The sequence below is a fragment of the Halorientalis salina genome (assembly GCF_005049285.1).
GTDB lineage: Archaea > Halobacteriota > Halobacteria > Halobacteriales > Haloarculaceae > Halorientalis > Halorientalis salina.
On sequence record NZ_SOSC01000007.1, the window covers coordinates 148,914 to 162,929 of the forward strand.

Sequence of the window (14,016 nt, forward strand, 5' to 3'; positions counted from 1 at the left end):
CCCGGTCCACCAGTCCCGTGGCCGTCGGTGCGTCGGTCGCCCGTCGGGTCTCGGTCCATTGCGTTTGTCCGTCCACGTTCCCGCGCTTAAGCGACCGGCCGGGATATGCAACGTCGTCTCAGACCGGACGAAGGCGGCCCAGCGCCGATGTCCGCTCGTGGAATTCCGACGCTCCGCCACGCGTGCGAAGGCTTGAAACGGACCGACCACGTAGCCTGGTACATATTTATGCAACACGTGAAGATTCCGCAGGACCGCATCGGCGTGCTGATCGGCGAAGGGGGCGAGACGATGCGCGAGATCGAAGAGCGCGCGGAGGTTCGGCTCGACATCGATAGCGAGACCGGGCAGGTCCGCGTCGAATCGGTCGGCGACCCAATCACCGGGCTGAAAGGCCCCGACATCGTGAAGGCGATCGGTCGCGGCTTCGCTCCTGACGAAGCCCTCGCACTGCTCGACGACGAGATGATGATGTTCGAGATCATCGACGTCAAGGCCGCCTCCCGCAACGAGAAGGACCTGCGCCGGAAGAAGGGTCGGCTCATCGGCGAGGACGGCCGGACCCGGGAACTGATGGCGGACCTGTCCGGGGCCGCGGTCGTCATCTACGGCTCGACGCTCGGCGTCATCGGCCAGCCCGAACAGGTCGACACCGTCCGGGAGGCCGCCGAGATGATTCTGGACGGCGCCCCGCACGGCTCGGTCTACTCGTTCCTCGAACGGCGACACAACGAGATGAAACAGAAGGGCATGGAGTACCACCAGTTCACTGGGTAATCGCTTCGCTTGTTACCCAAGCCTTCGCTCGCAGAAACCCCGACCGGGCTCAGTCGTTTCGGACCGATTCTTCCTCCGCGTTCTCGCCGAACAATCCCTTCCAGAACGGCTGGAACGCGGATTCCGGCTCGGCGATGCGGTCCCACTCGGCCAGCCCGCGCTCCTCGCGGGTGCCCGGAATGGTGTTGTCGAGCACCAGCGCCGCCAGCCCGCCGACGGCCATCCCCGTCGACCCGATGACGTAGACGGTATCGGCGATCAGGCGCTGGCTGAGTACGGACCCGGCCACGGGCACGCCGGCCAGTCCCTGGCGGAACGTCGCCACGTCGCCGACGCTTCCGATGTACTCCGGGATCGCAAGGCCGACGAACAGCGCGAACCCGAGGACGAAGACGTTCCGGGACGAATCCAGATCGACGTACTTCAGGTTCGAGAGGCCGACGGCGACGATCTGGGCGAACATGGCGACGAACAGCCCGCCGACGATCGGGTCAGGGATCGTCGCCACAAGCTGGCCGAAGTAGCCGACGTAGCCGACCACCAGCATTACGACGGCGCCGATCTGGACGACGTACCGGGAGGCGACGCCTGTCAGCCCGATGGCGCCGATGTTCTCCGAATAGGAGGTGGCGCCGCCGGTGCCCATGAGGCCGGAGAAGACGTTCATCAGCCCCTCCATGCCGATGCCGTGGTTGATGCGACGCTCGCTGGGCATGCCGTTGCCCACCAGTCGGGCGATGGCGTGATAGTCGCCGAAGCTCTCGAGGATCGACGCCAGCACGCCCGCGAACATGCCGATGGCGAAGGCCAGGCCGAACCGGGGCATGCCCCACTGGAGGGGATAGATCGGCATGAGCGGCTGTGCCCCGGCGACCGCGCCGAGGTCGACGTAGCCGGTGGCGCTGGCCTCGTAAACGCCGACCACCGAGAGGCCGGCCGCGACCAGCCACGCGGCGACGATGCCCAGCAACACCGGGAACAGCTGGAAGACCCGGTGGCGGCTGTCTAAGTACTGGGAGAAGCCGACGATCAGCAGGAGGGTCAGTCCGAGCAGCCACCAGTTGGTGTCCGCGGCGGTGACCTGGCCCACGTCGAACAGCGCCAGGCCGATGAGGGTGATCGTCGGCGCGATCACGACCGGCGAGAGGAACTGCCGGAGTTTTCCGACGATCCCGAAGTAGCCGATGGCCACTTCCGCGATCGCAGCGCCGATGATCGCCCCCTGGAGGGTCCGGAGCTGGGTCTGCCAGGCCGGCTCGCCGGGCATCGCTGTGACGGTCGCGACGATCGCCAGCGCGGGCGCCAGCATGGAGAACGGCGCTCCCTGGACGATCGGATAGCGGTTCCCGATCGTCGTCTGGGCCAGCGTAGCCACACCCGAGACGACGAAGAAGGTGCCGACGAAGCGTGCGGTCACGTCGGTCGGCATCCCCATCGCCGCCGCCAGGATCAGGGGGACGGCGACGTTGGCTCCGACCATCGTCAGGTAGTGCTGCAGCCCGAGGACGACCGACGTGGCCGTCCCCGGCCGATCTTCGATGCCGTACTCGACGAACGACGACTCGGATCGCTCCGGGTCTGAACTCATCGATTGCGCTGGCCGTCCCTGGCTGAAAGTCCCGTCGGTCTGGCCCCGGTCCCGGTCACGCAGTGGCGACGCGGGACCACCGACGACCGCCTGGCCGGTCGCTTACTCCTCGTCGTCCAGGGAGACGTCGCCGATCGCTTCCGCGATGTCGTCGTCTTCGGCCGCGTCCTCTTCGGGTTCCGGTTCGGGGTCGTCCTCCGGGGCGTCCAGATCGACCGTGTCCGATCCCGCGTCGTCCCCGAGACTCGGCTCGCTTCCCGAGTCGAGGTCCACGCCGCCGCCGCTCCCCTCGTCGAGGTTGGCTCCCGAGTCGGCGGTTCCCAGATCCGAGTCCGGGTTCGTCGGCTCGTCGAGGTCCAACTGCCGTTCGAGGAGCGTCACCCGCTCTTCGAGTTCGGAGACGCGGCTCGCGACGGCGGGGGCCTGCGTCGTCGCCAGGTCCGACATCGGGCGGTGAGCGACGATCCAGCGCAGGTACGACTCGCGGTCGTCGAACCCCTGCAACTGGGCCTCCTCCGTTAACTCCTCGACTACGTCCCCGTCCAGTTCGACACGTATCTCCATTTGCCGACGTTTGGAGAACGACCCACGTAAATCCGGGTGCCGACACGACTGTCGTTTCGACGCTCCCGTCGCCGTTGTGCGGTTTAAACCCGCCTCTTGTCACGTCCTCCCACGGAATCCGCTCCCGGTCCCGTGAGGCGGTTTCGGCTACCGTGAACACAACGCTTATATAGAATGGCAATACAACCATTGTTTGACTATGGCTCAGCAAATGGGTAACCAGCCCCTCATCGTACTTTCCGAGGACAGTCAGCGAACCTCCGGAAAGGACGCCCAGTCGATGAACATCACGGCCGGCAAGGCCGTGGCCGAGTCCGTGCGCACGACACTCGGTCCGAAAGGAATGGACAAGATGCTCGTCGGGGACACCGGCAGCGTCGTCGTCACGAACGACGGCGTCACCATCCTCGACGAGATGGACATCGAGCACCCGGCGGCGAACATGATCGTCGAGGTCGCTCAGACCCAGGAAGACGAGGTCGGCGACGGCACCACGACGGCCGTCGTCATCTCCGGTGAACTCCTCACGAAAGCCGAGGACCTGCTGGACCAGGACATCCACGCCACCATCCTGGCACAGGGGTACCGTCAGGCCGCCGAGAAGGCAAAAGAGATCCTCGAGGACATGGCCATCGAGGTCGACGAGGACGACACCGACATCCTCGAACAGATCGCCGCCACGGCGATGACCGGCAAGGGTGCCGAGGCCGCCAAGGACACCCTCGCGGGTCTGGTCGTCGACTCGGTCCGCGCCGTCGCGGACGACGAGGGCATCGACACGGACAACATCAAAGTCGAGAAGGTCGTCGGCGGCTCCATCGACGAGTCCGAACTCGTCGAGGGCGTCATCGTCGACAAGGAGCGCGTCCACGACAACATGCCCTACGCCGTCGAGGACGCCGACGTGGCCCTGCTCGATACGGCCATCGAGGTCCCCGAGACCGAACTCGACACCGAGGTCAACGTCAGCGACCCCGACCAGCTCCAGCAGTTCCTCGACCAGGAGGAGAAACAGCTCCAGGAAATGGTCGACAACATCGCCGACGCCGGTGCTGACGTGGTCTTCTGTCAGAAGGGCATCGACGACATGGCCCAGCACTACCTGGCCCAGGAGGGCATCCTGGCAGTGCGCCGCGCCAAGAAGTCCGACATCAGCGCGCTCGCCCGCTCGACGGGCGCTCGCGTCGTCTCCAACATCGACGACATCACCGAGGAGGACCTCGGCTTCGCCGGCTCCGTCGCGGAGAAGGACATCGGTGGCGACCAGCGCATCTTCGTCGAGGACGTCGAGGACGCCAAGGCCGTCACGATGATCCTGCGCGGCGGTACCGACCACGTCGTCGACGAGGTCGAGCGAGCCATCGACGACTCGCTCGGTGTCGTCTCCGTCACGCTGGAGGACGGCAAAGTCCTCCCCGGCGGCGGCGCACCCGAAACGCAGCTCGCGCTCGGTCTGCGTGACCACGCCGACTCCGTCGGTGGCCGCGAGCAGCTGGCCGTCGAGGCCTTCGCCGACGCGATCGACGTGATCCCGCGCACTCTCGCCGAGAACGCCGGGCTCGACCCCATCGACTCGCTGGTCGATCTCCGCTCGAAGCACGACGGCGGCGACACCACGATGGGTCTCGACGCCTACACCGGCGACGTGGTCGACATGGAAGAGGACGGCGTCGTCGAGCCGCTCCGAGTCAAAACCCAGGCCGTCGAGTCCGCGACGGAGGCCGCTGTCATGATCCTCCGCATCGACGACGTCATCGCAGCCGGCGACCTGAAGGGCGGCGGCTCCGACGACGGCGACGACGAGGGACCACCCGCAGGCGGCCCCGGCGGCGCGCCCGGCGGTATGGGCGGCGGCATGGGCGGCATGGGCGGCGGTATGGGCGGCATGATGTAAGACGACCTTTTTGCACTTCTCTCGCGCCCCTTCGGGGCGCTCGATCAGGCAAAAAGCTCGGCCAAAAATCGGCGCGTCCTCCCGTTCGTCGGACGCGCCGGTCCGCGCGCTCCGGCCTTCGGCCGTCGCGTGCGGATGCTGCGCTTGCCACCACCGCACTGCACCGCACTCCCAACCGACTTCATTTTTCGAAGATTCTGATTCGAGAGTCGGAACACCCGAACCGTTGCTCACTCGCTCAGTTTCTCGACGATAGCCTGGGCAGCCTCACGTGCTTCGTCCTCGGTGTCGACGGCCCCGCTCGGAATCAGAACGCTCTGGACGGTCCAGTCGTCGTCGTCTTTCGTGTCGCCGGTTCGGACCTCTGCGCCCTCGACCACGGACCCGGCTGGCCTTTCGGCCCAGTCCGGCGTCCGGATGTCGTCGAACTCGTCGGGGTCGCGATACCGGACGTGGTAGTAGCCGTCGCCACGCTCGACGGTAGACGGTGCGTTCGACATGGGTCGCATTGAGTCGTTCCTGGAGAAAACGCGACTGCCGGCAGGTGCAGGCACGCGGGGCTCGTGGCCAGTTTCGGCCAGCCTCGACGGAAAGGTGTGAGAGCTCGGGGTTGCCTCTTATCCAGCTTTAGCTTTCGACCACAACTACGAAGTTGTGTCTCCAGAGTAGTTATCAGTCGGCAGCACGGAATGAAAGTATGCGCGCTGTCGTATTCGGCGCTGGCTACGCCGGGCTGACCGTCGCTCGACGACTCGAACGCCGCGGGCCGGACGAGCTGGACCTCGTCGTCGTCGACCAGTCCAACACCCACCTCGTCCAGCACGAACTCCATCGGGTCGTTCGCCGTCCCGAACTGGCCGAGACCATCAGCCTGCCGCTGGACGGGGTCCTCACGGACGCGACGGTCCGGCAGGCCAGAGTCACGTCGGTCGATGCCGACGCCGGCGTCGCGACGCTCCTGGCCGCGGACGGGACGGAGACGGAACTGGAGTACGACTTCGGAGCGGTCTGTCTCGGTGCCGAGACCGCCTTTTACGATCTGCCGGGCGTCGAGGACCACGCCACGCCCCTCAAATCGATCGCCGACGCGCGTGCCATCCACCGGGACGCGATGGCGGCTTCCGGCGGGAACGCAGTCGTCGGCGGTGGCGGACTCGCTGGTGTGCAGGTCGCCGGCGAACTCGCCGCGCTGTCGGCGGCCGAAGGGCTCGACCTCGACGTGACCGTCGTCGAGCGAAACGACGAGGTCGCTCCCGGCTTCGACCCGGCGTTCCGGAGCGCTGTACGGCGGGAACTCGACGCTCGCGACGTGACGGTCGAAACCGGTGTCGCCGTCGAGTCGGCTGACGACGGGGCGGTGCAGTTGGGGGACGGACGCTCCCTTTCACACGACGTGTTCGTCTGGACCGGCGGCATCCGCGGGCCGGCGGCGCTCGGCGGCGACCGGCCGCGCGTCGGGCCGGACCTTCGGGTCAGTGAGAGCACTGTCGTCGTCGGCGACGCGGGGACGGTCGTCGGCGCCGACGGGGCCGTCGCGCCGGCGAGTGCACAGACGGCCGTCCGGCAGGGGGCCGTGGCGGCGACGGCGCTCCTCCGGGATATCGACGACGGTGAGCGAAGCAACGGCGACGAGGGGGACGCCGAGCCGTCGGCGACCTACGAACACGAGGGGGCCGGCTGGGTCGTCAGCGTCGGTGACGGCGCGGTGGCGCAGGTCGGCCCGGTCGTGTTGAGCGGCGAACCGGCCAGGGCAGCCAAGGCCGTAATTGGCGCCGGCCACCTCGGTTCAGTCGGGGCCGTCGGGAACGCCGTCGACCTCGTGGCCGAGGAGTTCGGCTGGCCGACACACGATTCGGTCGTCGGGCTCTCCGAGCTTCCGACGAAGCGACTGCCGACCGATCCGGCGTCACCGAGCGACCTCCAGTCGATACTCGCTGGGACCGGGTTCGCCCTCGCCGACGCGTTCGCGCCCGGCGACGCCGTCGACCTGACGCTCGCGACGCGCCTCGGCGACCGAACCTATCCGGGCAGTCCGGCGAACCTCCTCGGACGGGTGGTTTCGTCCCCGTTTTCGATTCTCGGCGGTCGACGCGAGGGTCGCTGACCGTCGGTCGGGGCTTCGACCGTCGCTTCGATCCCTCGTCCGTATTCATTTCCCAGGAGGGTAGATTCTTGGCCAGTGCCGAATAAACGGAAGACGTGCGGTATGCGGTGTTCGGTTGAATTAAGTTAATCGGCGGAGACATTCCGATAACCAGGCTCTGGGGGGTCTATCCGGTGACAGACGAGGGTTCACGACGGACGATACGGGGGGACAGAGACGACTACTGCCGTTTCCGGTCGCGACAGCGGCCACGTCGGGACGACCCGGCAGGCGGAGAGCCGGCACGCTAACACGCCGATGTACGGACCGCTATCACTGGAACTCGGGGCGCTCGCCGGTGGCGCGAGCGGCCGATTCGTCGGTCAGCTTCTCGTCGTACTCGTGAGTCTGCCCGGGGATCTCGGTTCGTTGATTCCCTCGGGGATCAACTGGAGTCTCGTGTTGATCCCGCCGATCACGGGGATCATCGGCTACATCACGAACTGGGTGGGGATCCGGCTGCTCTTTCACCCGGTCGAATTCTTCGGCGTCGAGGTACCGGGGATGCAACAGGTCGCCTCGCTGCTCCCGACGAAGATCCAGCAAATTCCGGGGGTTCGCGAGGGGAAACTCGGCTGGCAGGGGATCGTCCCCTCGCGAGCGGCGAAGATGGGGAGTCTCGCCGCGGACAACGGCGTCACGAAGATCGCCAGCCAGAAGGAGTTCTACCAGCAGTTCGACCCGGCCACCATCGCCGAACACGTCGTCGCGGCCGCCAGCGACGACATCCACGACCTGGTCGACGACATCATCCGCCGGGAGCATCCCCAGTTGTGGAACGACGCGCCGCCGGCGGTCAGGGAGATGATCCACTCGCGTGTCGAGACTTCGATGCCGGGCGTCGTCGACCGGGTGTTCCGCGACATCGGCGATAACATCGACGAGCTGATGGACATGAAGATGATGATGGTCGAGCAGTTGGGGTCGGATCCCCAGTTGCTCAACAAGATGTTCCTGGAGATCGGCGACCGGGAGCTGAACTTCCTCATCAACTCCGGGTTTTTCCTCGGGACCTTCCTGGGCTGTTTCTCGATTCCACTGTTCATCCTCATCGATCAGTGGTGGGTGCTGCCGGTCGCGGGGACGCTGGTCGGCTACTTCACCAACTTCATCGCGATCAAGGCGATCTTCAACCCGAAGCGGCCGATCAAGATCGGGCCCTTCACCGCTCAGGGGCTGTTCATCAAGCGCCAGCCCGAGGCCGCCGAGACCTACGCCTCGCTGGTCTCCGGGGAGATCGTCACTGTCGGGAACATCGCCGAGAACATGCTCACGGGCTCGAAATCGGACCGCACTCGCAAGACGATCAGGGACGCGCTCCGTCCGGCGGTCGACGAGGCGGTCGGCGTCGCCGGGCCGCTCGTGCGGGTGACGACCGGTGACCGCGAGTACGAGGCCATGCGCGAGTCGTTCGCGACCGAGACCATCGATTACGCGTTCGAGCCGCTGCAGGACCCCGAGTTCAATCGCCGCCGGAGCGGTCCGGTCCAGGAACTGATCGCCGAACGGATGAAGGAGTTGCCGCCGGAGGACTACTGCGTGATGCTCCGGTCGGCGTTCAAAGAGGACGAGTGGCTCCTCATCGGGATCGGCGCGGTCCTCGGGTTCGTCGCCGGCTGGATCCAGCTTCTGGTCGTGACCGCGCTGTGACGGTCGAAGGGACCGCTCGCCTCAGAACGGGGCGAACGTCCGCATCGTCAGGGCCGCCTGCCGAGTCACACATTTCTGGAGGGTGATCGGCTGACGGATGGACTCGTCGATTACGAAGTCGACCAGCGAGCGGTCGTGATGCTCGAAGAGGAACTCCGTGTCGACGTCCGCTGCGATGTCACAGAGCAGTTGTAACTCCGCGGCGTACTGGAGTTTCAGTAACTCGTTGCCGATGATCTCCAGATCGCCGGCGAGGATCGCGGACGTGGCCGGCCGCCCGGCGATGATCGACTGCCAGGTCCCTGCCGACGCCCGGAAGATCGAGTCGACCTCGCGGTCGTCGGCGCTCCCGAGCAGGACCGCTTCCGTGCAGTCGCCGTCCGCCAGTTCCAGATAGGCGTAGATCGTTCCGTCGACGACGTCCCTGTCGGTCTGGTCGAGAAGGTGCCGCAGCTGATCGGGCAACGAGGTGCGAACCGACTCGTCGATCAACTCCGTCGCCGCCGCCAGGGACATCTCACTGAGCCCCTCCCTGACGTTGTCGGGCAACTCGTCGAGCACCGAGTCGTGAAGGTCTCCGAGGGTAACCCGAGACAGGTTCAGATCAGTGATAACGAGCAGGAGGTTCTCGTCGAACCCGAAGTCGTCCATCTCACCGCTTTCGGTTATCAGTCGGCGGTATTCCTCTAACCACTCCTCAGTGGGATACAGTACCATGGGGGATCAACTGAGCAGTGATTACCTCCCTACCTACAAAAGTCCATTGCCAGCAGAGGCAACGACGGACCGCTAGAGTATCGGATATCCGAGGTGCGCAGTTCGGCCGGAAACCGGGCCAGCGAGCGCGAACTGCCGGCCATACCGGCCGGCTTCTGACCCGGCGGTACGAGGCCACTACCCCGTCGATATTCAGATTTGAGAAACGAGTACCGCGAGTTCGAGCACGGACTGACCGCTCACGGTGATCGGATGCTTGGAAGCGAAAACAGTGCGCGTTCGGATCCGGACTTACCGGTTGCGACCGAGTTCCTCGTGGCTCGTCACCCAGTCCGAGGCCGAGATGGCCGACGCCAGCGAGAGTTCGCCCGCGAGGACGACGCCGGCGGCGATCTCTGCGAACTTGTTGACGTTTCCGGGGCCGTCACAGTCCAGGATCTTCAGGCCCTCGCTCTGGGTCGGCAGGCCCGTGCCGCCGCCGTAGGTGGCGACGATGAGCGAGGGGATCGTCACGGAGACGTGCAGTGAGTTGTCGTCTAACAGCGTGGTGTTGACCATCGCGGAGTGGGACTCGGCGACGTTGGCCTCGTCCTGGCCGGTCGCGATGAAGAGCGAGGCGAGCCCGTTGGCCGGGTGGGCGCCGTTGGTGGTCGAGCCGGCGAAAAAGGAGCCGATGGTCCCGACCTTGCTGTGGTGGGCGATGCTCTCGGGTTCGACGCCCAGGTGATGGACGAGCACGTCTTCGGGGAGCGTGACCTCCGCCGTGACGCGCTTGCCCCGGGTCATCAGGTCGTTGACCTTCGAGGCCTTCTTGTCGGTCGAGAAGTTGCCGTCGAGATAGAAGTTCTCGACGTAGCCGGGGTACTCGTTCAGGATCCAGTTACAGGCGGCGAAAGTCGCCTTGCCGACCATGTTCATCCCGGCGGCGTCCCCCGTCTCGTAGCCGAAGCGGAGGTACGCGTAGTTGTTGGTCATGTAGTCCTCGATCTCGACGAGTTCGGCGACGCTCGAGGTCTCCTCGGCTTTCTCCTTGACGGTGTCGTAGTGGTCGAAGACCCACTCCCGGAAGTCCCGGGCGTTGCGGGCGTCCTCGAAGACGAACACCGGCGCGCGGTTCATCTTGTCGTCCGTCACCGTGGTCTTGACCCCGCCACTGAGATTGATCGCCTTCATCCCGCGGCTGTAGGAGGCGACGAGCGTCCCTTCGGTTGTCGCCAGCGGGATCGGGAACTCGCCGTCGGCGTGTTCGCCGTTGACCTTCAGCGGGCCGGCCAGGCCGATCGGCATCTGCGCGACGCCGATGAAGTTCTCGATGTTGCCCTCCAGGTCCGTTCCGGGATCGACCGAGTACTGGGGGATGTGTTCGAGGTCCACGTTCGTCTCCGACTCCAGGTACTCGTGGCGTTCGGCGATGGCCTCCTCGGTGAAGTTGTCCTCGGGGTCCCGCGGAATGGACGGGACCTCGTCCTCGTCGCGGATGGTGTCGGCGATCGACAGCGACAGTTCGCCGAACGGGTTGGCCCGGAAGTCGATCTCGATCTGGTGGTCCCCCGTCGGTAGCTCCATCCCCTCGACGATCACGTAGAGCGTCCGACCCACCGGAAAGGAAAGCGGGTTGTCGTCGTCGACGTTCTCCAGCTGGTGGACCGCCCCGTCGACCGTCTCCAGTCGCACGTCCTCGGGATCGACCACCTGATCGTTGACCACGAGACGGTCCACGCCGGCGAACTCCGCATCTCGCAGCCGGTTTTTCACCTCGAACCGGAGCCCATCCTCCGTGTTCGTCAGGCTGCCGTACGTGTAGAGCCGTTTCAGTATCTTCTCGGGAACGTCGAGCGAGAGGAACCCCTCCGACCCCACGATGTTCGCGTACACCCGCTTCAGTATCCCACTATCTGGCCTCGGAATTACCATGGTTACGACATTAATACCCGTGAGCATAAAATTGATGGAACATTGAACCGATTTCCTCCGGTTCCACGGACGGCACGGTTCTGATCGTTCATTAGAGCTCTTCCAAAATATTTCCTTCGTGTGTATATTCGAGCGGATCTCTCGGTGAAACATCTCGAAACCGCGCACCCACTGTTTACAGACCTTTTTTAGGACGGCTGAATTACCTGTTATTACATATGATTGTACTCGTCAGTGGGGGGCGACGATGAGCGAGGCGATCCCGTTCTCGATGATCGAGGAGTCGGTGTACCACATCGAGCAGAAACACACTGCCTGGAACATTCAGGCCGAACTCGAGACGACGACGACCATCGACGTAGACCGGCTACACGAGGCCGCTCGGACGGCCTGCAAATATCACCCGGTCGTCGGTGCGCGGATGAAACAGGCCGCGCTGGCCGACTCCCAGTACGTCTGGGAGCTTCCGAACGAAGAGGAGATCGACGACATCGAGTTCAATATCGAAGTGGTCGATACGGACGACATGTCCGTCGAGGAGGCCCAGAACCGGGCGTACTTCAGGAATTTCGACCTCACCGAAGAGCGGCCGATGCGGGCCATCGTCTACCGCGGGGCGGGAATCGATGGTGGCGACCGGCTGATGGTGAGCCTGAACCACGCGGCTGTCGACGGCGTCGGCACGCTGCAGTTCACACAGGCAGTCTGTCAGGCCTATCGTGGGGAGGAGCCCTGGGGAGACTCGGTCTCCTTCGAGGACTCACGGGCGTGGCTGGACGACCTCGAACCGTCGTCCGTGCTGGACGGCCTCAATCTCCTCAACGACGGTATCGATGTCATCGACAAGGTGGCCCGACAACTGCAAAACACCGTCGACGAACCGGCCCGAATCGCAGAGGATCGTGACGACGACGAACCGGACTGGGGCTGGCGGTTCACCCGTCGCGTTCTCGACGACGACGTGACGGAAAAGGTCGTCAACAACAGGCCCGAGGGCGTCTCTGTCAACGACGTGTTCCTGACGGGTCAGCATCTCGCTATCGAGCGGTGGAACGAGGAACACGGGAAGAAAGCGCGCAAAATCAGTACGATGATGCCCATCAACATTCGGCCCGAGGACCACTTCTACTCCGTTGCGGGCATGTATACGATGTTCGAGAGTATCCACACGCGCAAGAAACATCGCGAGAACCCGATGGACGCCGCCAGAGAGATCGCCGAGCAGACCTCGAAGGTCAAAGAGCGCGACCGGGCGTCTGCCCCCTACAAACTGATGCGGATGTTCCCCGACGCGATTCCGCTCTCACTGAAACAGCAGCTTCCGGAACTCCTGCGAGGCCCCGGCGAGCGTCTCTGGGATACCGCGATGCTGACGAACATGGGGAAGATTCCCATGATGCCGTCGCTCTCCGGCGAGGGCGGCCAGGAGCGGCCGTGGTTTACCCCACCAGTCTGGAAGGGGACGCCGGTCGGTATCGGTGTTGCAACCTACGGCGACCAGGTCACGTTCACGATGCGCCACCGGCGCGAGGTGCTCGGGGAGGACGCCGCCGAGACCTTCTCGGATTACTTCCTCGATGGCATCGCCCGCGCTATCGACGCGGCGTAAGACGGCAGCCGAGGTGTTCGACACCGGCCCGCTTCTCCTGTCCGGACGGTCGGACTCAGGCTCCTGAATCGTCAGTGTCCGTTGCTGGTGTGAACGCGTCGACGCCGTCCGGGAAGAACGGAAACACCGACCCGTCGGTCGCACGGTCGTCCAGTGCCGTCAGGACCTCCAGATGCTGGCGGGCATCCGAAAGCCCCTGCTGCGTGTCGATATCGCCCCACGAGCCGAAGTCGTACAGCAGTTCGTCACGGTGTCGGCGCGCGATCCCCATCTGGTCGACCGTTTCGTCGTCGACATCCGTACACCGTCGCAGCAACTGCTCACGGTCAGCCTGTGGCAGCCGCCAGAGCCATCGCCCAGTATCCGTCGTCTGCTTGTGCTCACCGACGACGAGGTCCTCGTGGATGATGCGGAACGTGTAACTCTCGACCAGCATCTGTGCGAGCGTGTGGAACCAGATCCGGTACGTCGTCGCTGTCACGCCGGTCAACTTCTCCAGCGTGAACGATGGGCCGTCGAACACGGCAGTGTCCAGTAGCTGTTGCCACGTGTCCATCGGATCGTCGTCCGAGAGGCCGACGAGCACGGCATAGAGCTGTCGAACGGCGCGTTTGGTCCCTTCCTCTGGCGAGGCTGTTCCCCCACTTCGACCCTGCATGAGTGTAAACGGAGACAGCGGAAACAGCGCCGCGGCTTCGGCTGTGTCCGTGGGATCGAACCCGTCGAGTAGTTTCATCAGCGGCGAGAACGGATTGGTGTCGTTTCCCATGAGTGTGTCTATTGTGACCGATACGCACTCCATAGCTGTCAGTCTGTCGCCAGTACGTGTCAGAGTCGATACCGTTCCCGACCATACCACGAGCCGTGAACTACCCCTGCCTACTCAGCAACGCTTCGCGTTGCTTCCTTGAGGCAGGGGCTTCCTGGTTCCACGACGCGACTTGCAGACACGGACTCTTGGTGAGTCTGCTCCACAGCGGTCGCAGTCTCCACAGGCGTTTCTTCGGAGTGACCCACTCCTAGTTTCTTCAACCCACGTTCCCAGACGTTCAATGCAGCATTATAGTCACGATCAGTTGTGTAGCCGCAACTCGGACAGCTATGTTCTCGCACCCAGAGTGGTTTGTCTGTCTTCACACCACACTGTGAACATTCTTTGG

Annotated in this window: 12 protein-coding genes; 5 read left to right on the forward strand and 7 right to left on the reverse strand. The window is 64.6% G+C overall.

The window, feature by feature from the left end; all coding sequences use genetic code 11:
* The first annotated feature begins 228 nt into the window (after positions 1 to 228).
* Positions 229 to 777: a KH domain-containing protein gene (locus tag E2481_RS13615; RefSeq protein WP_136717703.1), complete on the forward strand. Its 549-nt coding sequence runs from the start codon at positions 229 to 231 to the stop codon at positions 775 to 777.
* A gap of 49 nt (positions 778 to 826) precedes the next feature.
* Here E2481_RS13615 and E2481_RS13620 read toward each other — a convergent pair whose 3' ends face one another.
* Both E2481_RS13620 and E2481_RS13625 read right to left on the reverse strand, forming a co-directional pair.
* Positions 827 to 2,365, reverse strand: a complete 1,539-nt coding sequence (locus tag E2481_RS13620; protein WP_136717704.1) for a uracil-xanthine permease family protein — start codon at positions 2,363 to 2,365, stop codon at positions 827 to 829.
* A gap of 102 nt (positions 2,366 to 2,467) precedes the next feature.
* Positions 2,468 to 2,929 carry a hypothetical protein gene (locus E2481_RS13625; RefSeq protein WP_136717705.1) on the reverse strand — a complete coding sequence of 154 codons (462 nt, stop codon included), beginning with the start codon at positions 2,927 to 2,929 and terminating at the stop codon, positions 2,468 to 2,470.
* Between the two features lie 211 nt (positions 2,930 to 3,140).
* On the opposite strand from E2481_RS13625, the gene thsA reads away from it, so the two are divergent.
* On the forward strand, positions 3,141 to 4,823 hold the full coding sequence (gene thsA, locus E2481_RS13630; RefSeq protein ID WP_136717718.1) for a thermosome subunit alpha: 1,683 nt from the start codon (positions 3,141 to 3,143) through the stop codon (positions 4,821 to 4,823).
* Between the two features lie 230 nt (positions 4,824 to 5,053).
* On the opposite strand, the gene E2481_RS13635 is transcribed toward thsA, so the two are convergent.
* The gene (locus E2481_RS13635) at positions 5,054 to 5,323 is read right to left on the reverse strand and encodes a hypothetical protein (protein WP_136717706.1); all 270 of its coding nucleotides are present in this window, start codon (positions 5,321 to 5,323) and stop codon (positions 5,054 to 5,056) included.
* Positions 5,324 to 5,520: 197 nt separating this feature from the next.
* On the opposite strand from E2481_RS13635, the gene E2481_RS13640 reads away from it, so the two are divergent.
* Positions 5,521 to 6,927, forward strand: a complete 1,407-nt coding sequence (locus E2481_RS13640) for an NAD(P)/FAD-dependent oxidoreductase (protein ID WP_306293928.1) — start codon at positions 5,521 to 5,523, stop codon at positions 6,925 to 6,927.
* A gap of 297 nt (positions 6,928 to 7,224) precedes the next feature.
* Positions 7,225 to 8,616 carry a DUF445 domain-containing protein gene (locus tag E2481_RS13645; RefSeq protein ID WP_136717707.1) on the forward strand — a complete coding sequence of 464 codons (1,392 nt, stop codon included), beginning with the start codon at positions 7,225 to 7,227 and terminating at the stop codon, positions 8,614 to 8,616.
* Between the two features lie 21 nt (positions 8,617 to 8,637).
* Here E2481_RS13645 and E2481_RS13650 read toward each other — a convergent pair whose 3' ends face one another.
* Complete coding sequence (locus E2481_RS13650) at positions 8,638 to 9,333, reverse strand: hypothetical protein (RefSeq protein ID WP_136717708.1); 696 nt, start codon at positions 9,331 to 9,333, stop codon at positions 8,638 to 8,640.
* Positions 9,334 to 9,624: 291 nt separating this feature from the next.
* The gene (locus E2481_RS13655; RefSeq protein WP_136717709.1) at positions 9,625 to 11,247 is read right to left on the reverse strand and encodes a hydroxymethylglutaryl-CoA reductase; all 1,623 of its coding nucleotides are present in this window, start codon (positions 11,245 to 11,247) and stop codon (positions 9,625 to 9,627) included.
* A gap of 247 nt (positions 11,248 to 11,494) precedes the next feature.
* Between E2481_RS13655 and E2481_RS13660 the strand changes: the two genes are divergently transcribed.
* Entirely contained in the window at positions 11,495 to 12,856 is a 1,362-nt protein-coding gene (locus E2481_RS13660; protein WP_136717710.1) for a condensation domain-containing protein, read from the forward strand.
* Between the two features lie 55 nt (positions 12,857 to 12,911).
* On the opposite strand, the gene E2481_RS13665 is transcribed toward E2481_RS13660, so the two are convergent.
* Positions 12,912 to 13,625 (reverse strand): hypothetical protein, encoded by a 714-nt coding sequence (locus E2481_RS13665; RefSeq protein ID WP_136717711.1) that lies wholly within the window; start codon positions 13,623 to 13,625, stop codon positions 12,912 to 12,914.
* 110 nt (positions 13,626 to 13,735) lie between these two features.
* Positions 13,736 to 14,016: zinc ribbon domain-containing protein (locus E2481_RS13670; protein WP_169302446.1), on the reverse strand; the 281-nt coding region annotated here is incomplete at its 5' end.

Coding starts and splice junctions, on each gene's coding strand:
- E2481_RS13640 (WP_306293928.1), top strand. CDS start 5,521: ATGCGCGCTGTCGTATTCGGCGCTGGCTACGCCGGGCTGACCGTCGCT.
- E2481_RS13625 (WP_136717705.1), bottom strand. CDS start 2,929: ATGGAGATACGTGTCGAACTGGACGGGGACGTAGTCGAGGAGTTAACG.
- E2481_RS13615 (WP_136717703.1), top strand. CDS start 229: ATGCAACACGTGAAGATTCCGCAGGACCGCATCGGCGTGCTGATCGGC.
- E2481_RS13650 (WP_136717708.1), bottom strand. CDS start 9,333: ATGGTACTGTATCCCACTGAGGAGTGGTTAGAGGAATACCGCCGACTG.
- E2481_RS13620 (WP_136717704.1), bottom strand. CDS start 2,365: ATGAGTTCAGACCCGGAGCGATCCGAGTCGTCGTTCGTCGAGTACGGC.
- E2481_RS13660 (WP_136717710.1), top strand. CDS start 11,495: ATGAGCGAGGCGATCCCGTTCTCGATGATCGAGGAGTCGGTGTACCAC.
- E2481_RS13645 (WP_136717707.1), top strand. CDS start 7,225: ATGTACGGACCGCTATCACTGGAACTCGGGGCGCTCGCCGGTGGCGCG.
- E2481_RS13655 (WP_136717709.1), bottom strand. CDS start 11,247: ATGGTAATTCCGAGGCCAGATAGTGGGATACTGAAGCGGGTGTACGCG.
- thsA (WP_136717718.1), top strand. CDS start 3,141: ATGGGTAACCAGCCCCTCATCGTACTTTCCGAGGACAGTCAGCGAACC.
- E2481_RS13665 (WP_136717711.1), bottom strand. CDS start 13,625: ATGGGAAACGACACCAATCCGTTCTCGCCGCTGATGAAACTACTCGAC.
- E2481_RS13635 (WP_136717706.1), bottom strand. CDS start 5,323: ATGTCGAACGCACCGTCTACCGTCGAGCGTGGCGACGGCTACTACCAC.